Consider the following 21,907-nt stretch of genomic DNA (forward strand, 5'->3'; position numbering starts at 1 on the left):
CGCCCCTCGTCATCCCGCGAACTCGGGCCCCCGGAGCAGCGCGCGGCCCCGCCGGTACCACCGCCACGCGATGGTCCGGGGCGCGTCGGGATAGGGCGCGACGCGCGCTCCCTCACCCGCCAGCCACCTCTGGACGTCGGCGACGGTGTGGCCGCGCCGCACGATCAGCCGGGCGATGCGGTACCGCTCGTCGCGGTGCGAACTGAGCGCGTGCCGCACCGCGGTGGCCGTCTCGTAGCCGGCGCGGGCCGACATCGCCCGCACCCGGGGGCTGTTGTAGCCGTGCGGATAGGCGAGGTGGCGGACCGGATGGCCGAGGGCGTCCTCCAGCACGGCCTTCGACGTGCGCAGTTCGTACGCCAGGTCCTCGGCGCGCAGGGTGTCGAGCTGGGCGTGGGTGACGGTGTGGCTGCCGACCTCCATGCCGGCGGCCTCCAGCCCGGCGGCCCGGTCCAGGGTCATCATCGGGGCGGGCGGCAGCAGGCTGCGGCCGCCCGGGGTGACCGCCCCGGTGGTGAGGTAGGCCGTGGCGGGCAGCCCGCGGTCGGTCAGCGCCTCGGCGGTGGGCCCCGGCAGGTCGGCGAAGCCGTCGTCGAAGGTGAGCACCACGGGGCGGGGCGGCAGCGGAGCCCGCCCGGCGAAGTGGTCGGCGACCGCGCTGATGGTGACGGGGGTGCGCCCGCTGTCGACGACCGCGTCGAGATGCGCCGCGAACTCCTTGGGGCCAACGGTGAATTCGGCGATCCAGTCCGGCGGGTCGTCCATCACGGCGTGGTAGAGGAAGACGGGGACGGCGCCCCCGGCCGGCGCGTCCCCGTCGCGGTGGTCCGTCGTCCTCATCGCGTCCCCCTGACCGCGGCCCGGTGGGCGTGCCGTGCGCGCAGATAGCCGACCGGTCCGTACAGCATCCCCCTGCGCTGCAACCGCGACAGCCGCCGCGGCCACGCGTGGGTCCGTTCGTCGTGGCCGCCCGGCGCGCCGCCGCCGTCCGTGTCGCGTACGGCCGTCAGCCCGCGGGCGTGGGCCAGTCCGCGCGGCAGCCGGGCGAGGAACGCCGGCAGCAGCGCGGGCCGGTTCACGAGGATCGCGGTGAGGTATGCGGTGAGCCCCGCGCCGTAGCCGTACGCCTGTGTCTCCAGGTCCCGCCAGGTCTCCCGGTGGTGGTGCCAGACCAGGGCCGTCGGGGTGTAGTGCAGCCGCCCGCCGTGGGCGAGGACGCGCACGAAGCCGTACAGGTCGTCGCCGCCCCGCGCGGGCGTCCCCGCGCCGGTCGCCGGGTCGAAGCCGCCGACCGCCCGCAGCACCGCCGTACGGAAGGCCATGCTCGCGCCGGAGCCGAAGCGGCCCGCGGTGAACGGGAACAGCGGTTCGTCGGCGGGCGGGTGTTCGGGGTCGTACGTGCGCGGGGTGAAGCCCTTGGCGAAGCCGCCGTGGCTCTCCAGCAGGACCTGGGCGGGGGTGCCCAGCCGTGCGGGCAGGATCAGCCCGGTGGCGCACGCCAGACGCGGGTCGGCGGTGAAGGGCGCGGTCAGTTCGGTGAGCCAGCGCGCGTCGGCGATCACGTCGTCGTCGGTGAAGGCGACCACCTCGCCGCGTACGGCCGCGAGGCCCCGGTTGTGCGCGACGGCGAGTCCGGGGACCGGTTCGCACACGTACCGCACGCGTTCGCCGTACTTCCGCTCGACCAGCTCGCGGGTCTCCCCGGTCACCGGGGCGTTGTCGACCACGACGACGTCGAAGTCCGGATGGTCCTGGGCGAGCAGCGAGTCGAGCGCACGGCCGAGCTGCGCGGCCCGCTCCCGAGTGGCGACGACGACGGTGGCGGCCGGCGGACGGGGGACGGGCGCGGAGGACGCCCCGGAGGGTCTCCCGTCACCCAGTGCCCCGGCCCGCGAGGCCAGTTCCCGCGCCGGGTCCGCCCCCTCCGGCACCCGCGCCAGCAGCGTGCCCACGGGCCGCCCCGCCCTGCGGACCAGGACGAACACCGGCCCGGACGTCACCGGCGGACCGCCCGGGCCGGGTCTGAGGACTGGCTCCTCCCCTTCGGCGAGGTCCAGTTCGGCGACCTGCACCGCCTCCGTGTCCAGGAACCTCTGGATCTCCTGCCGCGCACGCCGCCGACCGGCCACGCGCCCACCCCCCTCGTGGTTGCCCCTCCGTCACGGCCGGCGCAGCCGTGCGGCCCCCTTCAGCGTGCGTGCCGCCAGCGACGCCAGCCGAGGCCGGTCGCGCACGAAGCCGTGCGCGCGGCGGGCCGGTTCGCGGCCGAGCCAGTGCAGCGCGGCGCCCGCCCCCGGACGCGTCGCCGTCCCCTCGTACACGGGCAGTTCACCGGTCTTCAGCGAGTCCTTGTACTCCGCCGCCCCCCGCCCCATGTCGAGCGTGCCGACGCCTTCCGCGGCGGCGGCCTCGGCCATCCGCAGGTGCAGCACCAGCCCAGGCGAGTACTTCGCGAACTCCGGGTCGTACGCGGGGAACCAGCAGGCGAGGACCGACGCCGAGCGCAGCCCGAAGTGCGCGGCGACGGGCCGGCCGCCCGCGTAGAGCACGGACAGTGTGCCCGTGCACTGCGGCGCCCGGGTCTCCGCGAGCCGCCCGACGAGCCGGGTGATCCACTCCTGCGCGAACCGGTCCCGCCGCCCCGTCCTGCGGTACTGCGCCGACTTCCACTCCATGAGCGTGCGCAGCGCCGCCGGGTCGCGCTCGTCGAAGACGAACCGGACGTCCCCGACCTGGCGCCCCAGCCGGCGCTCCTTGGCGAGCGTCGTCTTCAGGAACTTCGGTGACTGGGCGCGCAGCACGTTCTCGTACGCCTCGTAGCCCTTCTCCACGTCGATGACGTAGGCGGTGTGCTCCTCGGCGGCCCAGGGCAGGAACAGGCCCTGCTCGGCCTCCAGGTTGTCGAAGGCGAGGCTCGACAGGGAGCAGGCCCGCAGCAGCCGGCGGGTGTCCGGCACCAGCCCCGGCCGCAGCACCGCTCCCTGGCAGTCCGAGACGCCGAGCCCGATCGCGCGGCCCGCCCCCAGGGGCCCGCGCTCGTACGGGAGGAAACCGGCCGCCTCACCGGCGTCGTACAGGACGGCCACCCGCGCCCGCGGCCGTACCCGGCCCACGGCGAGGGTGAACTCCGGTTCCATGAACGGGTTGCGCGGCGACGCCGACCCGGCCCGCAGGGCGCGCCAGTGTTCCCGTTCCCCCTCGCCCAGTTCCTCCGGCCTCAGCACGCGTACACGTCCGGCGCTCAACCCGACCCCCCGATCAAGTCCCCCTGGTCAACAGGAAGGTACCCCCGGGGTCAGTCCGCGGGGTAGAAGGCAGACCATGTTGTTGCCAACTGGTGCACAGGCCTTTAACCGCCTTTAGACGGTGTTGCGTCAGGATTCGGACACCTGCGAACGTCCTCGTGCGCAACCGGTCGTGGGGGAGTCCGACAGGTGCGGTGTCCGTATTCTCTGATCATGGACCGCACCGCATATTCACTCGTCGCCACCGACCTCGACGGAACGCTGCTGCGAGGCGACGACACCGTCTCCGACCGGTCGCTGGCCGCGCTCGCGCGGGTGACCCGGGCCGGGGCGCGGCACCTGGTGGTGACGGGGCGGCCGGCACCGAGGGTGCGGACGCTGCTGGAGGACCTCGGCTGCACCGGGCTCGCGGTGTGCGGCCAGGGCGCGCAGGTCTACGACGCCGGCGCGGACCGGATGCTGTGGTCGGTCACCCTGGACCGGGAACTGGCCGAGACGGCGCTCGGCAAGATCGAGGCCGAGGTGGGCCAGGTGTACGCCGCGGTCGACCAGGACGGCGTCGACGGGCTGACGCTCATCGAGCCGGGCTATCTGATGCCCCATCCGACCCTGCCCGCCGTCCGCGTCGAGCGGCGCGACGAGCTGTGGGCCGAGCCGGTCAGCAAGGTGCTGCTGCGTCACCCCGGCCTGTCCGACGACGAGCTGGCGGCGACGGCGCGCGCGGTGGTCGGTTCCCTCGCCACGGTCACGATGTCGGGGCCGGGCACGGTGGAGCTCCAGCCGTGCGGCGTCACCAAGGCGACGGGGCTGGCGCTCGCCGCCGAGCACCTGGGCCTGACCCGGCGGCGGACGATCGCCTTCGGCGACATGCCCAACGACATCCCGATGTTCCACTGGGCGGCGCACGGGGTCGCCATGGCGGACGCCCACCCCGAACTCAAGGCGGTGGCGGACGAGGTCACCCTCACGAACGAGGACGACGGCGTGGCCGTCGTCCTCGAACGCGTCTTCGGAGCCGGTTAGGACCCGCCCGGTGGGGGCCGGTCACGGCTCACTTCCTGGTGGTACGGCTCAGTACGCGCCGAAGACGTTGTCGATGGAGCCGTAGCGGTCGGCCGCGTAGTTGCAGGCGGCGGTGATGTTGGCGACCGGGTCGTACGGGTCCCAGGAGGTGCCGGCCACGTGGTAGGCCCGGAAGGTCGGGTCGATCACCTGGAGCAGGCCCTTGGACGGGGTGCCGTTGATGGCGTTGATGTCCCAGTTGTTGATGGCGAGCGGGTTGCCGGACGACTCGCGCATGATGTTGCGGTGGATGCCGTCGTACGTCCCGGGGATCCCGTGCTGCGCCATGACGTCGAGCGACTCGCGGATCCAGCCGTCGAGGTTGTCCGGGTACGTCGTCGCCGCCGTGGTGGCGGTGGTCGCGGCGGCCGGGGTGGCGGCGGACGCGGTGGCGGCGCCGACGAGCGGCATGGCGAGCACGGCCGCGCCGGTGCCGGCGAGGGCCAGCTTGCGGGCGAGGCGAGCGGTCCGGGTGTGACGGTTCTGACCGTTGGCAGGCATGTGTGTGTCCCTCTCCTACGCCTGCGAGGTGAGCTGTCGGGTTCGGGCGGGGAGGTGCCCGGCCGCGCCCCGAAGGGCACGGCTTCACCCCGAGCCGCTCCGGTGGTGACCGGTGCGGCGACTTACCTGGGTCCCCCGCTCCTGCCCGCGAGTGTGTCGAGTGGATGACTGAAATGTCGGTGTGTCGTGGCGGTGGCAGGATTCGGCGTCCGCCCGACAGGCCGGGAACGTATGCGAGAGCACATGTCCGGAACAAGTGCAGGAATCACCCGACGGGCGAGTTGACCTTGGTCTGGGGGATTTGGGGTGCTTGATCCTTTGCGGCCGCAAGGGCCAACTGGCCTACGGAGCAAAGGGCCGGCGGCACTTCGGTGGTGGCCGCGTGTGACTGCTGTGGCGTGAGGCAACTCACTGGCCTCAACAAGCTCGGCAAATCGGGCATTCGGGCCAACTGGTGGCCAACCGGCCCTCGGTGAGGACGGCTTCGGCGCCGGGGGTCGTCCGGGCGGTTCCGGCGCGCTCGAGCCGCTCGGCCGGGCCGCCCTTCCCGCGGGTGGTCCGTCCCCGGTGGGGCGCCCGGCGCCGGCGGCTCCGCGGGCGGCTCGCGCCGGTGTTCCGTCGCGCTTCGCGGGCACCAGTGCGCAGGGGAGGGGAAGGGGTGTGGACCGTGCGGGCGAGAGGGCGGGGCGCGGGTGCCGGACGGGTGGCGCTCCCGGGGTGCGCTCCGTCGGGAGGGGTGGTGGGATCTTCGGTGGCGGCTCCCGGCGCGCCGTGTCCTGAATGCGTCCCTGACGATGTCGGTCGATATCTGCTCATATCACCTGATCAAAAACATACCGTGCATGATCCGATACCGACCGGCCTGTAACGGTGGGCGCTAGCGGTGATCGAAACGTGACCGGATACGCTGACTTGAGTGGTGGCAGCGACCTATCGACAAGCCAGGTAATCGCCAGTAGACACCAGCAGACAGGAGACCCCTCGTGACCGTCGTCGGGCCGTTCGGGCTGAGCGTGCGGGACCAGGCTCTGGAAGCCGATGTCCAGACCGGATTGGCGGCCGTCGAGGAAGGGTTGCTTGAGGCAACTAAAAGCGAGGTGCCGTTCATCACGGAGGCCGCCCAGCACCTGGTGCGGGCCGGAGGCAAGCGATTCCGGCCGCTGCTGGTGATGCTGGCGTCCCGGTTCGGTGACCCCTACGCCCCCGGCATCGTGCCCTCGGCCGTCGTCGTGGAGCTGACCCACCTCGCCACGCTCTACCACGACGACGTCATGGACGAGGCCACCGTGCGCCGCGGCGTCCCCAGCGCGAACACCCGCTGGGGCAACTCGGTCGCGGTCCTCACCGGCGACTTCCTGTTCGCCCGCGCCTCCCAGATCCTCGCCGACCTCGGGCCCGAGGCGGTCCGCGTGCAGGCCCTCGCGTTCGAGCGGCTGGTCACCGGCCAGATCCTGGAGACGGCGGGGCCGCAGGACGGGCGGGATCCGGTCGACCACTACCTGGACGTGCTCGGCGGCAAGACGGGCTCCCTGGTCGCCGTCTCCTGCCGCTTCGGCGCGATGATGTCCGGCGCCGACGAGACCGTCGTCGACGTGCTGACCCAGTACGGCGAGCGCCTCGGCGTCGCCTTCCAGCTCGCGGACGACGTCCTGGACATCGCCTCCGACTCCCACGAGTCCGGCAAGACGCCCGGCACCGACCTGCGCGAGGGCATCCCGACCCTTCCCGTGCTGCGGCTGCGCGAGCGGGCGGCCCGGCTGGGGCTCGCCGAGGACATCGCGCTGTGCGAGCTGCTGGACTCCGACCTGAGCGACGACGCCCGGCACGCCGAGGCGCTGCGCCTGCTGCGCGCCCACCCCGCGCTCGAACAGGCGCGGCGCGACACCGTCCGGTACGCGAACGAGGCCCGGGCCGCGCTGGCCCCGCTGCGGGAGTGCGACGCGAAGTCCGCGCTCGTGGAGCTGTGCGACGCCGTGGTCCACCGGGCCGGCTGACGCCTCGGGCGGCCCGCCCGCCCCGGTCGCCCGCACCCCCCTTTCCGTCCGCCGCCACCCCCGGACGGGTCCCCACCCCCTACGGGCCGGGGGAGTCGCCGCCCCTCCGTCTCATCCCGCAGGAGTACGCGGAGTTGAGTCCGGGGTCTGACGCCTGGTCGCGGCCGGTTTGGTCAGATGGAGTCACGGAAAACCACCACTCCTCACCGATTCGGGTGAGAATGGCGGCTCACGGGTGAACACGTGCGAGGTCCCGCGACAGCCGCCGCCGACGACGGAGGGCACACATGGCACCGTTCGATTCCGACGACAACACGACCGCCGGGGAGGGCGAGGCGCCGCGCGCCGGACGGCGCAAGGCCGCGCGGTACGTCGTCCCGGTCGCGGTGATGGGCGTGGCGGCCGCCACGATCGGGCTCGTCCCCGCGCTCGCCGACTCCGGCGACCCGGACCTGCCGAAGGTGACGGCCGGACAACTCCTCCAGAAGATGGCCGAGTCGGACGTCCAGCGACTGTCCGGCACCGTCAAGATCAGCACCGACCTGGGCCTGCCCGACCTCGGCGGCCTGGAGAGCGGTCTGATGTCCGGCGTGTCCGGCGGTCCGGGCCGGGCGGGCGGCGACGACGGCGGCTCCGCGGCCGACCCGTCGGCCAAGCTCACCGCGCTGGCGTCCGGCACGCACACGCTGCGCGTCGCCGCCGACGGCCCCGACCGGCAGAAACTCTCCCTGATGGAGAACGCCGCCGAGTACAGCCTGATCCACGACGGCAAGGACGTCTGGGGCTACGACAGCCGGTCCAACGAGGTCTACCACTCCACCGCGCCCGACGGTGCCGGGCAGCCGGAGAGGCAGGTGCCGGCCACCCCGAAGGACTTCGCCGAACAGGCCCTCGGGGCGGTCGACGAGACCACCTCCGTGACCGTCGACGGCACCGCCCAGGTGGCGGGGCGCGACGCCTACCGGCTGGTGATCAAGCCCAGGCAGTCCGGTTCCACCGTCGGCGTGATCAGCGTGGCCGTGGACGCGAAGACCGGCATGCCGCTGAAGTTCACGCTGACCCCGGCCGGCGGCGGGGCCGCCGTCGTGGACGCGGGCTTCACCCAGGTCAGCTTCGCCGCGCCGGACGCGTCGACGTTCGACTTCACCCCGCCCAAGGGCGCGAAGGTCACCGAGGCCGACGAGGCGGCCCACAAGGCGCCCGAGGCACCGGAGCCGGGCCACGAGGCCGTCGGCGGGCCGGACGGGATGAAGGTCATCGGCGAGGGCTGGAACTCCATCGCCACCTTCGACACCGGCGGCCAGGGCCTGCCCACCGCCCCCGAGGGCGGCGACCTCGGCGGCTTCCTCGGCTCCTTCGGCGACCGCGTCAAGGGCGACTTCGGCTCGGGCACCGTCTTCAAGACCCGCCTGATCAACGCCCTGATCACCGACGACGGCACGGTCTACGCCGGTGCGGTCACCAAGGACGCCCTGGTGAAGGCGGCCGACGCCGCGCGGTAGGAAAGGGCGCGACACGCCCGTACGACGAGAGAGGCAGCCGATGGGTGAACCGCCCGCCGCCGAGCGGCAGCGCACGGAGGTGGCGAGCGGCGCGGACGACGCCGTGATCGCCACCCGCGCGCTCACCAAGCGCTACCGCGGCGGGCAGCTCGCCGTGGACGCCCTGGACCTGACCGTCCCGGCGGGCAGCGTCTTCGGCTTCCTCGGCCCCAACGGCTCCGGCAAGACCACCACCATCCGCATGCTGATGGGCCTGATCGAGCCGACCTCGGGCACGGCACGGGTGCTGGGGCGGCCCGTGCCGCGTGCCGCCCGCGCCGTACTGCCCCAGGTCGGCGCCCTCATCGAGGGCCCGGCCCTGTACGGCTTCCTCTCCGGCCGCGACAACCTCCTGCGCTACGACGCCGCCGACCCGACCGCCGACCCCCGCACCCGGCGCGAGCGGGTCGCGGCGGCGCTGGACCGGGTCGGCCTCGCCGCCGCGGCCGGCAAGAAGGCCAAGGCGTACTCGCTCGGCATGAAGCAGCGCCTCGGCCTCGCGGCGGCGCTGCTCCAGCCCCGCCGCCTGCTGGTGCTGGACGAGCCCACCAACGGCCTCGACCCCCAGGGGATGCGGGAGATCCGCGCCCTGGTGCGCGAACTGGCCTCCGACGGCACGACCGTCTTCCTCTCCTCCCACCTGCTGGACGAGATCGAGCAGGTGTGCACGCACGCCGCCGTGATGGCCCGGGGCCGGCTGATCACCCAGGGCCCGGTCGCCGACCTGGCGGCCGGGGCGCGCGGCCGGCTGGTGGTGACCACGCCCGACGCGGGAGAGGCGGCACGGGTGCTGAAGGAGCGGGGCGCCGGGGACGTGGTCCTCGCCGAGGACCGGGTGACGGCGGAACCGCCGGACGGCGATCCGGCCGACCTGAACGCCGCGCTGGTCGCCGCGGGCGTGCGCGTCCGCGGCTTCGGAGTGGAACGGGCCTCCCTGGAGGACGCGTTCGTGGCACTGACCGGGGAGGGCTTCGATGTCGCGGGCTGAGGCGGCACCGGCGGGCGCGGCGGTGCCGGCCGCTGACGGGCGTCCGGGCCGGCTGTGGTCCCTCGGGCTGTTCCGCAGCGAGCTGCTGATCACCTTCCGGCGCTGGCGCACCCTCGCCCTGCTGGGCGTGCTGGCCGCGGTGCCGGTCCTGGTGGGGATCGCCGTGAAGATCGAGACGAGCGACGGCTCGTCCGTCGGCGGCACAGGACCGGACGGTGGCGGCGGGGGCCCGGCGTTCATCTCGCAGATCAGCAACAACGGACTGTTCCTGGTCTTCTCCGCGCTCGCCGCGACCCTGCCCTTCTTCCTGCCGATGGCCGTCGGCGTCGTCGCCGGTGACGCGATCGCGGGCGAGGCGAGCGGGGGCACGCTGCGCTATCTGCTGGTCGCCCCGGCCGGGCGTACCCGCCTGCTGCTCACCAAGTACGCGACGGTGATCACCTTCTGTCTGGCGGCCACCCTCGTGGTCGCCGTCTCGGCGCTCGCGGTCGGCGCGCTGCTCTTCCCCGTCGGGGACCTGACCACCATCTCCGGCACCCGGATCAGCTACGCCGAGGGACTGGGCCGGACCCTGCTGATCGCCCTGGCCGTCGCCGCCTCCCTGGTCGGCGTCGCGGCCCTCGGCCTGTTCGTCTCCACGCTGACCGGCAGCGGCATCGCGGCGATGGCCACCACCGTCGGACTGCTGATCACCGTGCAGATCCTCGACCAGATCCCGCAGTTGCACGCCGTCCAGCCGTACTTCTTCCCGCACCACTGGCTGTCCTTCGCCGACCTGATGCGCGAACCGGTCTACTGGGACGACCTGCGGAAGAACCTCGGCCTCCAGGCCCTGTACGCGGCGGTGTTCGGCTCGGCGGCCTGGGCGCGGTTCACGACGAAGGACATCACCTCGTAGCCGCGGCGTCCGCCCGCTCGTACGGGAAGCGGGCGAGCGGCGCCTCCTGGGCGAAGAAGGTCTTGGCGCGGGCCAGCGCCTCGGTGTCGGCGAGGACGTCACCGGGCTTGCTGCCGTTGCCGAGCAGGACCCCGCCGAAGCGCATGCCCATGTACGCCGCCGAGTTGTTCAGGCTGCCGATGAGCGGGTCGGCGACCTCCGGCTCCTCGTGCGCGAGCGCGGTGACGCCCCACAGGGTGCGGCCGGCCAGCGTCGCCCCGAAGTCGAGGCCGGGGGTGCGCAGCCAGCCGGACCAGTGGTCGAGGTAGCGCTTCACCGGCGCGGACAGCGCATACCAGTACAGCGGCGAGGCGATCACGAGGTCCGTCGCGGCGAGGGTGGCGTCGAGCAGCAGGCCCTCGGCGCCCTCGGTGGGGCGGGTGTGGTCGCTGTCGTGACGCAGGTCCCGGAACTCGGGCAGCGGGTGCTCGGCCAGGCTGATCCAGCGCTGCTCGACGTCCTCGGGGAGCTGTTCGGCGGCGCGGCGTGCCAGCAGCTCGGTGTTGCCGTCGGGACGGCTGCTGCCCAGCAGGAAGAGGAAACGGCGGCTCATGGGGGTCCTCCGGAGGTGTACGGCGTTGCGCGAATACCTGTCTGTGCATTCTATGCACGTGCATGTAAATGCCACCAGGGGTCGAGGGGACGGGCTCACGGGCGGGGTTCGCGGGCGGCCGGGCACGACCGTGACCTCCTGGAACGAGCCTGTGACACCCCGGTGACGCGAGGACCGCGGGCGAGCGGAGAGACTCGACAGCAGGTGAACTACGGGCATGAGAGGCTCTGGACGGCGCGGGAACCGACACCGCCGACGGAAGCCGCCCAAGAGTGGGGGGACGATGTCTCGACTCGGCCGCGACGAGCAGCGGAACCAGCGACGCGCCGAGCGTGCGCCCGTCCCCGCGCAGACACCGATCGACGTCCGTGTACGGGACGCCGGCGGCACGGGCGTCCGGGAGGCCTCGGTCGACGGGGTCCGGGTCGTCGCCGCCCCGGGGCAGGAGATCCAGCACGCCGTGCTGAACCGCCTCCACCGCTTCGCCGTCGCCGAGGACCGCTCCGTCCTCGCCACGATCCGCGACGAGCGCGTCGGCTGCGTGATCCGGCTCCGCGTGGACCCGGACGGCTCCAGCCACCTCGCGGGCGACCCGGTGCCGATGACCCGCCTCTCGGCGGCCCCGGAGGCGACGGACGCCTCCGAGGCCGAGGATGGCTCCGGCGCCCCGGCCCCGGACGCCCCGGCGGTCCCGGCTGCCCCGGAAGCCCGGCTCTCGGTGGCTCCCGAGGCTGCGGCCGCTCACCGCAAGGAAGTGCCCGAGCAGGAGGGTGGGCCGGCCGGGGAGTCCGCGCCGACGTTCACGCTGCGCGCCCTGCCGGAGCCGGCCGCGAGTGTGGCGCCCGGTACGGTGGCGCCGCCGACCGGGGTCTTCGGACCGCCACCGCGGATGGACGCGGTGCCCGCGACCGACGCACCCGCCCCCGCCCCCGCCCCCGCCTCCGCGCCCGAGACGGCCTCGGCACCTCGCCCCGCCCCGGCGCCCCGCCCCGCCCCTGCGCTCCCCGCCTCGGCCCCGGTGTCCGTCCCGGCGCCCATGACCGAGGGACCCGCTCCCGCCCCGGCGGCTCCCGCGCCCGTTCCGGCTCCCGTTCCCGTCACCGATCCCGAGCCCGAATCGCGCCCCACCCCCACCCCCGCCCGCGGGTTCGACGCCGTGGCGGAGGCCGTGCTGGGGGACGTGCCGCTCACCGCGCCCGGGGACGGCGCCGCGCCCGCGCTCCTCGCCGGGCCGACGGCGCGGATCAACGAGGCCGTCAAGGAAGGACGTACCGAGGAGGCGGCGCGGCTCGCCGAGCGGACGGTGGGGGAGGCCACGGACACGTTGGGGCCGGAGCACCCGGAGGTGCTCCGGCTCCGCGAGCTGACCGCCTACATCGCCTACCTCTCGGGTGACCCGGCGCGGGCCTTCCGGCTCTCGCTGGACCTGGCCCGCATCCACCGCCGCGCGGACGACGCGGAGGCCGCCTACGGCAACGTCCAGAGCGCGGCCACCGCCTGGCGCGCCGTGCGCGACCCGGAGCTGGGGCTGGAGCTGGGCCGCGATCTGCTGGACCTGTGGGACGGCCTCGCCGCCGAGGCCGGACCGGCCGCCGACGACGCCGAAGAGCTCGAGTCGGCCCGTGCCCGCATGGGCCGCCTCACCGCGCGCGCCCGCGCCCACGCCCGGGCCGACTGACCCGGGCGCGGCCGCGGGCGCGGCGCCGCAATCACTCCGACAGCTTCCACACCGCGTACGCGACGGCGTCGCTGTTGCGGTTCAGCGCGGTGTCGTTGATGTTGGCCGTCGTGTCGCAGGACGTGTGGTAGCAGGGGTCGAACGGCTGGCCCACGGTGCCGCCCCACTTGGCCGCCTGCGCGGACGTCTTGCGGTAGTCGGCGCCGCTGAAGAGGCCGCCGACCGGGACGCCCGCGTTCTTGAAGGGCGCGTGGTCGGAGCGGCCGTCGCCCTCGGTCTCGATCTCCGTGGGGACCCCGAGGCCGGCGAAGTAGTCCTTGAAGGTCTGCTCGATCACCGGGTCGTCGTCGTAGACGAAGTAGCCCGGGTTGGGCGAGCCGATCATGTCGAAGTTCAGATAGCCGCTGATCTTCGCGCGCTCGGTGGAGGTGAGGCTGCTGACGTAGTAGCGGGAGCCGACCAGCCCCAGCTCCTCCGCGCCCCACCAGGCGAAGCGCAGGTGCTTGGTGGGCTGGTAGCCCGAGCGGGCCACGGCGAGCGCGGTCTCCAGGACGGCCGCCGAGCCGGAGCCGTTGTCGTTGATGCCGGCGCCCGAGGTCACGCTGTCCAGGTGTGACCCGGCCATGACAACCTGGGACGCGTCGCCGCCGGGCCAGTCCGCGATGAGGTTGTACCCGGTGCGGCCGGAGGCCGTGAAGCGCTGGACGGTGGTGGTGAATCCGGCGGCGTCCAGCTTGGCCTTCACGTAGTCGAGCGAGGCCTGGTAGCCGGCACGGCCGTGGGCGCGGTTGCCGCCGTTGGCCGCGGCGATCGACTGGAACTGGGACAGGTGGGCCTTGACGTTGGCTATCGGGATGTCGGGCGCCACGGCGGCGGCCGACTCGGAGGCGGGGGCCGCGCCGGCCACGGCGCCGCCGGTCATCAGCGTGGCGACCGCGACGGCACCGGCCGCCAGCGCACGCCCGGAAACGAGGAGCTTCATGTGGGGGGCTCCGAATTCCTGGGGAGTCCCCGGGAGGGGGACGCCCGGGTGAATGGGGTGCCTGGATGGTGTGGCCGGAGCTGATCCCCCGTCAAGACCGCTATCCGGCCACGGGGTTGCGTATATCGGGCTTACGGCTTGCCGTTCGCCGCGGCCGGTGGTGCGGCGGAGGCCGCGGGCCCGGCGGAAGCGGAGGCGGATGCGGAGGCGTGCGCCACCGGGGCGGGCGGGGCCGGATCCGCCGAAGGCGCGGGCGCCTGGTCCGGCCCTCCGGACGCCACGACGCCCGCGTCCCGCGCGGTGCCCGGCTTCTGTGCCGGCACCCCGTCCCCGGCCTTGTCGAGCTGCGCCCGCAGCCTCCGCGCGGTTCCGCGTGCGGTGCGCAGCGCGTCCCACGTCAGCATCGTGAGCGCGAGCCAGACCAGCGCGAAACCGGCCCAGCGCTCGGGCGGCATGGCCTCGCCGAAGTACACGATGCCGAGCAGGAACTGGAAGACCGGTGCCAGGTACTGCAGCAGCCCCAGCGTGGACAGCGGCACCCGGATCGCCGCGGCGCCGAAGCAGACCAGGGGGATCGCGGTGACCACGCCGGTCGTGGCGAGCAGGGCCGCGTGGCCGGCGCCCTCGGTGGTGAAGGTGGAGCCGCCGTGCGCGCCCAGCCAGAGCAGATAGCCGAGCGCGGGCAGGAACTGGATCGCGGTCTCGGCGGCCAGCGACTCGACGCCGCCCAGGTTGACCTTCTTCTTCACCAGCCCGTACGTGGCGAAGGAGAAGGCGAGGACGAGGGAGATCCACGGCGGCCGGCCGTAGCCGACGGTGAGCACGACCACGGCCGCGAAGCCGGTGCCGACGGCCGCCCACTGCACGGGCCGCAGCCGCTCCTTCAGCAGCAGCACGCCCATCGCGATGGTGACCAGCGGGTTGATGAAGTACCCGAGCGAGGCCTCGACGACGTGGCCGCTGTTCACGGACCAGATGTAGACGCCCCAGTTGACCGTGATGACCGCGGCCGCCAGGGCGACCAGCCCCAGCTTGCGCGGCTGCCGCAGCAGCTCCCCGGCCCAGGCCCAGCGCCGTACGACGAGCAGGGCGAGGGCGACGAAGGCGAGCGACCACACCATCCGGTGGGCCAGGATCTCCGCGGCCCCGGCCGGCTTGAGCAGCGGCCAGAACAGCGGGACGAGCCCCCACATCCCGTACGCCGCGATGCCGTTCAGCAGGCCTATGCGCTGCTCGCTCCTCGACGACCCGGCCACGGGCACCTCCTTCTCGCCTCCGGCACGCCGGGGACGAGGCATGCCAGGACGAAGGTAGCGCCGCACCCGGCCGCCTGTCATGCCCGTATCGTCATACGGTCATGACAGGCGGCCGGGGTGGTTCCGGCTCAGTCCTTCAGCGCGGCGCGGATCGCCTCGGCGAGCGGCGTGGTGGGCCGTCCGGCCAGCCGGGACAGGTCGCCGGTGGTGACGACCAGCTCCCCCTTCCCGATGGAGGCGTCCACGCCCGCGAAGACGGCGGCCAGCGGCTCGGGCAGTCCGGCGCCGGTGAGGATGCCGGTGTAGTCCTCGACGGAGACGGGCCGGTAGACGATCTCCTCGCCGGTCTGCCGGCTCAGCTCGGCGGCGTACTCGGCGAAGCTCCACGCCTCGTCGCCACCCAGCTCGTACGCCGTGTTCTCGTGGCCCTCGCCGGTCAGTACGGCGACGGCGGCGGCCGCGTAGTCGGCGCGGGAGGCCGAGGAGACCCGGCCCTCGCCCGCCGCCTGCACGACGGCGCCGTGCTCCAGGACCGGCGCGAGCTGCTCGGTGTAGTTCTCGTGGTACCAGCCGTTGCGCAGCAGCACGTACGGCACGCCCGAGCCCACCAGCACCTCCTCGGTGGCCCGGTGGTCGTCGGCGAGCGCGGCCCTCAGGCTGCTGGGGGCGCTGGTGTAGGCGAGCAGGGCGACGCCGGCCGCCTTCGCCGCGTCGATCACGACGCGGTGCTGCCCGACGCGGCCCTTGTCGAACTCGTTGCCGGAGATCAGCAGCACACGGTCGCCGGCCGCGAACAGCCCGTCGAAGGTCTCGGGGGAGTTGTAGTCCGCGACCGCCAGCCGGACTCCGCGGGCGGCGAGGCCGGCGGCCCGGTCGCGGTCGCGGACGACCGCGGTGACCTCCCCGGCCGGGACCTTCTCCAGCAGCTGCTCCACGACGTGGCGGCCGAGGTGTCCGGTGGCTCCGGTGACGACGATGCTCATGGCGACTCCTTGTGGGGGGTGCGAAGTGCGATGACACCAACCGTACGGCGAGCGCTAACCTGGAGAAAGTACCCACTTCAAAGTAAGGTACCCACGTGGCAGTAAGTGACCCCGGGGCCGGCGAGGCGATGTGCCCGTACCGGCTCGTCCTCGAACACGTGACCAGTCGCTGGGGCGTCCTCGTGCTGATCGAGCTGCTGGAGGGCCCGCGCCGGTTCGGCGAGCTGCGCCGGGCGATCGGCAGGGTCGGCCGGAGCGTCAGCGAGAAGATGCTCACGCAGACCCTCCAGACCCTCGAACGCGACGGCCTGGTCCACCGCGAGGCCCAGCCCGTCATCCCGCCCCGCGTCGACTACTCCCTGACCCCCCTCGGCCGCGAGGCGGCGGAGCGGGTCCGCGGCCTCGCCGAGTGGACGCGCGTACGGATGGCGGACGTCGAACGGGCCCGCCGGGCGTACGACGAGGACCGGGCGGCCCGGCGACAGACCCCGCCCGCACGCCAGGAGGCCCGGGCGCGTGCGTCCCGGGCCTCCTCGTGAAGCGGTACCGCCGTCAGCCGACGACCGTCCAGGTGTCGCCGCCCGCCAGCAGCGCGGCCAGGTCGCCCTTGCCGTTCCGGTCGACGGCGGTGTCGAGCTGGTCGGCCATCAGCGTGTCGTAGACCGGCCGTTCGACGGAGCGCAGCACACCGATCGGGGTGTGGTGCAGCGTGTCCGGATCGGCGAGGCGGGACAGCGCGAACGCTGTGGTCGGGGACGCGGCGTGCGCGTCGTGGACCAGCACGTCGGCCTCGTTGTCCGCGGTGACCGCGACGACCTTCAGATCCCCGGTGTCCCGGTCGCGGACGACGCCCTTGGACCCGTCGGCCCCGAAACGGATCGGCTGCCCGTGCTCCAGCCGGATCACCGCCTCCTCCGCCTGCTGCCGGTCCTTGAGCGCGTCGAAGGCGCCGTCGTTGAAGATGTTGCAGTTCTGGTAGATCTCGACCAGGGCCGTGCCCGGGTGGTCGGCGGCCTGGCGCAGCACCTCGGTGAGGTGCTTGCGGTCGGAGTCGACGGTCCGGGCGACGAAGGACGCCTCCGCGCCGAGCGCCAGCGACACCGGGTTGAAGGGCGCGTCCAGCGAGCCCATCGGCGTCGACTTGGTGATCTTGCCCAGCTCGGAGGTCGGGGAGTACTGGCCCTTGGTCAGCCCGTAGATCCGGTTGTTGAACAGCAGGATCTTGAGGTTGACGTTGCGGCGCAGCGCGTGGATGAGGTGGTTGCCGCCGATGGACAGCGCGTCGCCGTCACCGGTGACCACCCACACCGACAGGTCGCGGCGCGAGGCCGCCAGCCCCGTGGCGATGGCCGGCGCGCGGCCGTGGATGGAGTGCATCCCGTAGGTGTTCATGTAGTACGGGAAGCGGGAGGAGCAGCCGATGCCGGAGACGAAGACGATGTTCTCCTTCGCCAGGCCGAGCTGGGGCATGAAGCCCTGCACGGCGGCGAGGATGGCGTAGTCGCCGCAGCCCGGGCACCAGCGCACTTCCTGGTCGGACTTGAAGTCCTTCATGGACTGCTTGGCCTCGGCCTTGGGCACGAGCTGGAGCAGCGAGTCCGCGTCAGTCATCGATGGCCTCCTTCAGCGCCGCGGCGAGCTGCTCCGCCTTGAACGGCATACCGTTGACCTGGTTGTACGAGCGGGCGTCGACCAGGAACTTCGCCCGGACGAGCGTGGCGAGCTGGCCGAGGTTCATCTCGGGGACCACCACCTTGTCGTACCCCTTCAGGACCGTGCCCAGGTTGGACGGGAAGGGGTTGAGGTGCCGCAGGTGCGCCTGCGCGATCGACTCCCCGGCCGCCCGCAGCCGCCGCACGGCCGCGGTGATCGGCCCGTACGTCGAACCCCAGCCCAGCACGAGCGTGCGCGCGCCGTCCGGGTCGTCGACCTCCAGGTCGGGGACGTCGATGCCGTCGACCTTCGCCTGGCGGGTGCGGACCATGAAGTCGTGGTTGGCCGGGTCGTAGGAGATGTTGCCCGTGCCGTCCTGCTTCTCGATGCCGCCGATCCGGTGCTCCAGCCCCGGCGTGCCCGGCACCGCCCACGGGCGGGCGAGGGTCTGCGGATCGCGCTTGTACGGCCAGAACACCTCCGTGCCGTCGTCCAGGGTGTGGTTCGGTCCCTGGGCGAACTGCACGGCCAGGTCGGGGAGGTCGTCCAGCTCCGGGATCCGCCACGGCTCGGAACCGTTGGCCAGGTAGCCGTCGGAGAGCAGGAAGACGGGAGTGCGGTAGGCCAGGGCGATCCGCGCCGCCTCCAGGGCCGCGTCGAAGCAGTCCGCCGGGGTGCGCGGGGCGACCACCGGGACCGGCGCCTCGCCGTTGCGGCCGTACATCGCCTGGAGCAGGTCCGCCTGCTCCGTCTTGGTCGGCAGACCGGTGGACGGGCCGCCGCGCTGGATGTCCACGATCAGCAGCGGCAGTTCCAGGGAGACCGCGAGGCCGATCGTCTCGCTCTTGAGCGCCACGCCGGGGCCGGAGGTGGTGGTGACCGCCAGCGAGCCGCCGAAGGCCGCGCCCAGCGCCGCGCCGATGCCGGCGATCTCGTCCTCGGCCTGGAAGGTGCGCACGCCGAAGTTCTTGTGCCGGCTCAGCTCGTGCAGGATGTCCGAGGCCGGGGTGATCGGGTACGAGCCCAGGAACAGCGGCAGGTCCGCCTGGCGGGAGGCGGCGATCAGGCCGTAGGCCAGCGCCAGGTTCCCGGAGATGTTGCGGTAGACGCCCGGCGGGAACGCCTTCGCCGCCGGCGCGACCTCGTAGGAGACCGCGAAGTCCTCCGTGGTCTCGCCGAAGTTCCAGCCCGCCCGGTAGGCCGCGATGTTGGCCTCGGCGATGTCGGGCTTCTTGGCGAACTTGGCGCGCAGGAACTTCTCGGTGCCCTCGGTGGGCCGGTGGTACATCCAGCTCAGCAGGCCCAGCGCGAACATGTTCTTGCTGCGCTCGGCCTCCTTGCGGGTGAGGTCGAAGTCCTTCAGCGCCTCCACGGTCAGCGTGGTCAGCGGCACCGGGTGGACGCTGTAGCCGTCCAGCGAGCCGTCCTCCAGAGGGGAGGTGTCGTAGCCGACCTTCTGCATGGCGCGCTTGGTGAACTCGTCGGTGTTGACGATGATCTCCGCGCCGCGCGGCAGGTCCCCGATGTTCGCCTTCAGCGCCGCCGGGTTCATGGCGACCAGCACGTTCGGCGCGTCGCCGGGGGTGAGGATGTCGTGGTCCGCGAAGTGGAGCTGGAACGACGAGACGCCCGGCAGGGTGCCGGCGGGCGCCCGGATCTCGGCCGGGAAGTTCGGCAGCGTGGACAGGTCGTTGCCGAAGGACGCCGTCTCGGAGGTGAAGCGGTCTCCGGTGAGCTGCATGCCGTCACCGGAGTCCCCGGCGAACCTGATGATCACCCGGTCCAGCCGGCGGACGTCCTTCGTCCCGACGGGTTTGCGCTGTTCTCCCACGACGGTTCCGTCGGCCTGCTCGGCTGGGCTGCTGACCTGGCTGGTCACTGAACTGGACCTCCCTAGAGGCGGCTCCGGGGACCGGTCTCCCACCGACCGTCCCGGGATCAACCCTACGTCCGCGGGTACTGCCTTCCGGCGGACATTCGCATGATGGACACGGACCGACGGGCCCGGCCCCGCGCCCCCGCACCGCACAGGACGCCCGTGCCGTTCCCGTGGTTCTCCTTCGTTCGTACGCGCACCGGCGGGACCGCTGCCCGGGGCCCGCGGGGACCTCGGGCGCCGGCCCTCAGGAGTTGAGATAGGTGAGAACGGCCAGAACGCGCCGGTGGTCGCCGTCGCTCGGGGACAGTCCCAGCTTCAGGAAGATGTTGCTGACGTGTTTCTCCACGGCCCCGTCGCTGACGACGAGCTGCCGCGCGATGGCCGAGTTCGTCCGGCCCTCGGCCATCAGCCCGAGCACCTCGCGCTCCCTGGGCGTGAGCCCGGCCAGCACGTCCTGCTTGCGGCTGCGTCCGAGGAGCTGGGCGACGACCTCGGGGTCGAGCGCCGTACCGCCCTGCGCCACGCGCACCACCGCGTCGACGAACTCCCGCACCTCGGCGACCCGGTCCTTCAGCAGGTAGCCGACGCCCCGGCTGGAGCCGGCCAGCAGCTCGGTGGCGTACCGCTCCTCCACGTACTGCGACAGCACCAGGACACCGAGCCCCGGATGCGCCTTGCGCAGCTGGACCGACGCCCGCACGCCCTCGTCGGTGTGCGTCGGCGGCATCCGCACGTCCGCCACGACGACGTCCGGCAGCTCGCCCTGCGCGTCCAGCTCAGTGATGGTCTTGATGAGCGCCTCACCGTCGCCGACACCGGCCACGACCTCGTGCCCGCGGTCGGTCAGCAACCGGGTCAGGCCCTCCCTGAGCAGCACTGAATCCTCGGCGATGACCACCCGCACCCTGTCCTCCACGTTCCTCGGCCCCCCACAGCCAGACATCGTCCACGCACGGCCCGCGCGGCGAGCGCCGCGGCCGTGAAACCGTCCGTGTGACGGGTCCAGCATCCCAGCATCCGCTGCCGGACGCGGTCGGGGGAGGGCGAGAAAGGGGAACGCAGGGGGCACCGGGCGGGAACCGGCCACCCTGTGACCGGCCGTCGGTCACGGCGGGGCCTCCGGCCGGCGCGCCGGGTGGGGCGACCGTGCCCGGCCGGCAGCCCGTCCTCCGGCTCGTCCGCCGGACCGCGGCGGCGGGGTCCGCGAGGGGCGGGGTCTAGCGGCGCACCGGCTCCGAACGCCACGGCAGTTCCGCCGTGATCCGGGTCGGGCCGCCCACCGGCGAGTCCACCACGAGGATCCCGTCCACCGCGTCGAGCCGCTCGGCCAGTCCCGCCAGGCCCGAACCGGCCGACGCGTCCGCGCCGCCCACGCCGTTGTCCACGACGAGCAGCATCAGCCGGTTCTCCGCGCGCCAGACCTCCACGGCGGCGGCCGTGGCCCGCGCGTGCTTGCTGACGTTCTGGAGCAGCTCCGAGACCGTGAAGTAGGCGATGCCCTCGATCGCCGACGCCGGCCGCTCGGAGAGGTCCACCTCCACCCGCACCGGCACGGTGCAGCGCGAGGCGACCGAGGAGAGCGCCGCGTCCAGGCCGCGGTCGGTGAGCACGGCCGGGTGGATGCCGCGGGCCAGGTCCCGCAGCTCCTGCAGGGCCGTCTTCACCTCGCCGTGCGCCTCGTCCACCATGCGCGCCGCCGCCTGCGGGTCCTCGCGCAGCTTCTCCTTCGCCAGCCCCAGGTCCATGGCCAGGCTGACCAGCCGGGCCTGCGCCCCGTCGTGCAGGTCGCGCTCGATGCGCCGCAGGTCCGCCGCCGCGGTGTCCACCACGACGCCCCGGTCCGACTCCAGCTCCACCACCCGCGTCGCCAGCCGCGACGGGCCCAGCAGCCCGTACACCATCACGCGGTCCACCGTCGTCAGGGCGCGGACGATCCACGGCGTCACCAGGGTGATCAGCAGCCCGACCAGCGCGGTCACGGTGATCTCGAAGGGGTTGTCGAGGTAGATCCGGTGCGTCTCGTCACCGTAGAGCTGGATCCCGTCCTGGCCGACGTACGTCGGGAAGACCCAGAACCACAGGGGGTACGTCAGCGTCGTCCAGCCGACCGTCCAGAAGGTCACGGCGACGCAGAAGGAGAACACCGACCACGGCAGGTACAGCACCCCGTACAGCAGGCTCCGCCAGGACGCGCCGCTCTTGAGGACGGCCCCCATCCAGGCCATGGCGCCCGCCTTCGGCACCCGCAGCGGCTCCGGCGAGGCGACGTCGAGCCCCAGCAGCCCGCGCGCCCGGGCCCGCTCCAGCGCGCCGAACCCCCGGCAGCCGGCGAGACCCGCGGCCAGCACCGGCACACCCACGAACGTCACCAGCAGACCGGCGCCGAGCGCCATCATCGTGACGGCGTACACGAAGAGCGTGATGCCGATCGGCAGGCCCAGCAGCACGTAGCCCAACTCCCGCATGCTCCGCGCCTCGAACGGCGCGCGCAGCCCCGCGGGCAGCCGGTGCCGCCGCGAACCGCCGTCCGCGGAAAGCCCCGGGCCGCCGCCGAACCCGTAATCCTGTCCGTACTCCGTGGCCATGGGTGCCGTCCTTCTGCTCGCCCTGGTGGCTGTGCCGTCCTGCCTCCACCCTCCTCGACCGCGCGTACGG

At 73.3% G+C, this 21,907-nt stretch carries 19 protein-coding genes and 1 riboswitch; of the genes, 7 read left to right on the top strand and 12 right to left on the bottom strand.

The genetic code is table 11. From position 1 onward, the window contains the following. Window positions 1-9: 9 nt before the first annotated feature. Genes ACH499_RS21390 through ACH499_RS21400 form a run of 3 tightly spaced genes read right to left on the bottom strand, consistent with a single transcriptional unit; the run spans window position 10 to window position 3,245 of the window. Window positions 10-840, bottom strand: coding sequence for a polysaccharide deacetylase family protein (locus ACH499_RS21390; protein WP_399017595.1), 831 nt, complete (start codon window positions 838-840; stop codon window positions 10-12). Continuing rightward, window positions 837-2,129, bottom strand: a complete 1,293-nt coding sequence (locus ACH499_RS21395; protein WP_399017597.1) for a glycosyltransferase — start codon at window positions 2,127-2,129, stop codon at window positions 837-839. Before ACH499_RS21395 ends, ACH499_RS21390 begins: the two co-directional genes overlap by 4 nt. 30 nt (window positions 2,130-2,159) lie before the next feature. Next, on the bottom strand, window positions 2,160-3,245 hold the full coding sequence (locus tag ACH499_RS21400) for a GNAT family N-acetyltransferase (protein WP_399017599.1): 1,086 nt from the start codon (window positions 3,243-3,245) through the stop codon (window positions 2,160-2,162). A 213-nt stretch (window positions 3,246-3,458) separates the two neighbouring features. Here ACH499_RS21400 and ACH499_RS21405 point away from each other — a divergent pair, with 213 nt between their 5' ends. Beyond that, window positions 3,459-4,268 carry an HAD family hydrolase gene (locus ACH499_RS21405; RefSeq protein WP_356197639.1) on the top strand — a complete coding sequence of 270 codons (810 nt, stop codon included), beginning with the start codon at window positions 3,459-3,461 and terminating at the stop codon, window positions 4,266-4,268. A gap of 48 nt (window positions 4,269-4,316) precedes the next feature. Here ACH499_RS21405 and ACH499_RS21410 read toward each other — a convergent pair whose 3' ends face one another. Then, a complete protein-coding gene (locus tag ACH499_RS21410) occupies window positions 4,317-4,808 on the bottom strand; it encodes a transglycosylase SLT domain-containing protein (protein WP_356197640.1) in 492 nt (163 codons plus the stop codon). Between the two features lie 3 nt (window positions 4,809-4,811). Beyond that, window positions 4,812-4,985: riboswitch (cyclic di-AMP (ydaO/yuaA leader) on the bottom strand. Window positions 4,986-5,791: 806 nt separating this feature from the next. Here ACH499_RS21410 and ACH499_RS21415 point away from each other — a divergent pair. The 4 genes from ACH499_RS21415 to ACH499_RS21430 all read left to right on the top strand — a co-directional run bounded on the left by ACH499_RS21415 (window position 5,792) and on the right by ACH499_RS21430 (window position 10,229). After that, the gene (locus ACH499_RS21415) at window positions 5,792-6,802 is read left to right on the top strand and encodes a polyprenyl synthetase family protein (RefSeq protein ID WP_356197642.1); all 1,011 of its coding nucleotides are present in this window, start codon (window positions 5,792-5,794) and stop codon (window positions 6,800-6,802) included. A 287-nt stretch (window positions 6,803-7,089) separates the two neighbouring features. Next, a complete protein-coding gene (locus ACH499_RS21420) occupies window positions 7,090-8,304 on the top strand; it encodes an outer membrane lipoprotein carrier protein LolA (RefSeq protein WP_399017602.1) in 1,215 nt (404 codons plus the stop codon). Window positions 8,305-8,344: 40 nt separating this feature from the next. Continuing rightward, window positions 8,345-9,331, top strand: coding sequence for an ABC transporter ATP-binding protein (locus tag ACH499_RS21425; protein WP_356197645.1), 987 nt, complete (start codon window positions 8,345-8,347; stop codon window positions 9,329-9,331). Continuing rightward, window positions 9,318-10,229, top strand: a complete 912-nt coding sequence (locus ACH499_RS21430) for an ABC transporter permease (protein WP_399017604.1) — start codon at window positions 9,318-9,320, stop codon at window positions 10,227-10,229. Before ACH499_RS21425 ends, ACH499_RS21430 begins: the two co-directional genes overlap by 14 nt. Here the strand turns inward: ACH499_RS21430 and ACH499_RS21435 are convergent. Further along, window positions 10,219-10,821 (bottom strand): NAD(P)H-dependent oxidoreductase, encoded by a 603-nt coding sequence (locus ACH499_RS21435; RefSeq protein WP_356197648.1) that lies wholly within the window; start codon window positions 10,819-10,821, stop codon window positions 10,219-10,221. The two genes, ACH499_RS21430 and ACH499_RS21435, sit on opposite strands and share 11 nt — an antisense overlap. Window positions 10,822-11,104: 283 nt before the next feature. On the opposite strand from ACH499_RS21435, the gene ACH499_RS21440 reads away from it, so the two are divergent. Further along, window positions 11,105-12,499 carry a tetratricopeptide repeat protein gene (locus ACH499_RS21440; RefSeq protein WP_399017607.1) on the top strand — a complete coding sequence of 465 codons (1,395 nt, stop codon included), beginning with the start codon at window positions 11,105-11,107 and terminating at the stop codon, window positions 12,497-12,499. A gap of 31 nt (window positions 12,500-12,530) precedes the next feature. Here the strand turns inward: ACH499_RS21440 and ACH499_RS21445 are convergent, their stop codons facing one another. The 3 genes from ACH499_RS21445 to ACH499_RS21455 all read right to left on the bottom strand — a co-directional run bounded on the left by ACH499_RS21445 (window position 12,531) and on the right by ACH499_RS21455 (window position 15,720). Next, entirely contained in the window at window positions 12,531-13,481 is a 951-nt protein-coding gene (locus tag ACH499_RS21445; protein ID WP_356197651.1) for a M28 family metallopeptidase, read from the bottom strand. A gap of 131 nt (window positions 13,482-13,612) precedes the next feature. After that, window positions 13,613-14,737: an EamA family transporter RarD gene (gene rarD / locus ACH499_RS21450; RefSeq protein WP_399017609.1), complete on the bottom strand. Its 1,125-nt coding sequence runs from the start codon at window positions 14,735-14,737 to the stop codon at window positions 13,613-13,615. Between the two features lie 128 nt (window positions 14,738-14,865). Then, window positions 14,866-15,720: an SDR family oxidoreductase gene (locus ACH499_RS21455; protein WP_356197654.1), complete on the bottom strand. Its 855-nt coding sequence runs from the start codon at window positions 15,718-15,720 to the stop codon at window positions 14,866-14,868. Between the two features lie 128 nt (window positions 15,721-15,848). Here ACH499_RS21455 and ACH499_RS21460 point away from each other — a divergent pair, with 128 nt between their 5' ends. Beyond that, complete coding sequence (locus tag ACH499_RS21460; RefSeq protein WP_399017794.1) at window positions 15,849-16,259, top strand: winged helix-turn-helix transcriptional regulator; 411 nt, start codon at window positions 15,849-15,851, stop codon at window positions 16,257-16,259. 13 nt (window positions 16,260-16,272) lie between these two features. On the opposite strand, the gene ACH499_RS21465 is transcribed toward ACH499_RS21460, so the two are convergent. The 4 genes from ACH499_RS21465 to ACH499_RS21480 all read right to left on the bottom strand — a co-directional run bounded on the left by ACH499_RS21465 (window position 16,273) and on the right by ACH499_RS21480 (window position 21,837). Further along, a complete protein-coding gene (locus tag ACH499_RS21465; protein ID WP_356197656.1) occupies window positions 16,273-17,331 on the bottom strand; it encodes a 2-oxoacid:ferredoxin oxidoreductase subunit beta in 1,059 nt (352 codons plus the stop codon). Beyond that, window positions 17,324-19,252 carry a 2-oxoacid:acceptor oxidoreductase subunit alpha gene (locus ACH499_RS21470; RefSeq protein WP_399017611.1) on the bottom strand — a complete coding sequence of 643 codons (1,929 nt, stop codon included), beginning with the start codon at window positions 19,250-19,252 and terminating at the stop codon, window positions 17,324-17,326. Before ACH499_RS21470 ends, ACH499_RS21465 begins: the two co-directional genes overlap by 8 nt. Before the next feature lie 244 nt (window positions 19,253-19,496). Then, the gene (locus ACH499_RS21475) at window positions 19,497-20,195 is read right to left on the bottom strand and encodes a response regulator transcription factor (RefSeq protein ID WP_356197661.1); all 699 of its coding nucleotides are present in this window, start codon (window positions 20,193-20,195) and stop codon (window positions 19,497-19,499) included. A gap of 274 nt (window positions 20,196-20,469) precedes the next feature. After that, on the bottom strand, window positions 20,470-21,837 hold the full coding sequence (locus ACH499_RS21480) for a sensor histidine kinase (RefSeq protein WP_399017613.1): 1,368 nt from the start codon (window positions 21,835-21,837) through the stop codon (window positions 20,470-20,472). Window positions 21,838-21,907: the final 70 nt, after the last annotated feature.

The sequence above is a fragment of the Streptomyces sp. NPDC018947 genome, assembly GCF_044390505.1.
In the GTDB taxonomy this organism is placed as follows: domain Bacteria; phylum Actinomycetota; class Actinomycetes; order Streptomycetales; family Streptomycetaceae; genus Streptomyces.

Excerpts from the sequence above, each read along its gene's own strand:
- ACH499_RS21445 (WP_356197651.1), bottom strand. The coding sequence starts at position 13,481 with ATGAAGCTCCTCGTTTCCGGGCGTGCGCTGGCGGCCGGTGCCGTCGCG.
- ACH499_RS21465 (WP_356197656.1), bottom strand. The coding sequence starts at position 17,331 with ATGACTGACGCGGACTCGCTGCTCCAGCTCGTGCCCAAGGCCGAGGCC.
- ACH499_RS21455 (WP_356197654.1), bottom strand. The coding sequence starts at position 15,720 with ATGAGCATCGTCGTCACCGGAGCCACCGGACACCTCGGCCGCCACGTC.
- ACH499_RS21460 (WP_399017794.1), top strand. The coding sequence starts at position 15,849 with ATGTGCCCGTACCGGCTCGTCCTCGAACACGTGACCAGTCGCTGGGGC.
- ACH499_RS21480 (WP_399017613.1), bottom strand. The coding sequence starts at position 21,837 with ATGGCCACGGAGTACGGACAGGATTACGGGTTCGGCGGCGGCCCGGGG.
- ACH499_RS21425 (WP_356197645.1), top strand. The coding sequence starts at position 8,345 with ATGGGTGAACCGCCCGCCGCCGAGCGGCAGCGCACGGAGGTGGCGAGC.
- ACH499_RS21410 (WP_356197640.1), bottom strand. The coding sequence starts at position 4,808 with ATGCCTGCCAACGGTCAGAACCGTCACACCCGGACCGCTCGCCTCGCC.
- ACH499_RS21405 (WP_356197639.1), top strand. The coding sequence starts at position 3,459 with ATGGACCGCACCGCATATTCACTCGTCGCCACCGACCTCGACGGAACG.
- ACH499_RS21430 (WP_399017604.1), top strand. The coding sequence starts at position 9,318 with ATGTCGCGGGCTGAGGCGGCACCGGCGGGCGCGGCGGTGCCGGCCGCT.
- ACH499_RS21475 (WP_356197661.1), bottom strand. The coding sequence starts at position 20,195 with ATGTCTGGCTGTGGGGGGCCGAGGAACGTGGAGGACAGGGTGCGGGTG.
- ACH499_RS21420 (WP_399017602.1), top strand. The coding sequence starts at position 7,090 with ATGGCACCGTTCGATTCCGACGACAACACGACCGCCGGGGAGGGCGAG.
- ACH499_RS21440 (WP_399017607.1), top strand. The coding sequence starts at position 11,105 with ATGTCTCGACTCGGCCGCGACGAGCAGCGGAACCAGCGACGCGCCGAG.
- ACH499_RS21390 (WP_399017595.1), bottom strand. The coding sequence starts at position 840 with ATGAGGACGACGGACCACCGCGACGGGGACGCGCCGGCCGGGGGCGCC.
- ACH499_RS21435 (WP_356197648.1), bottom strand. The coding sequence starts at position 10,821 with ATGAGCCGCCGTTTCCTCTTCCTGCTGGGCAGCAGCCGTCCCGACGGC.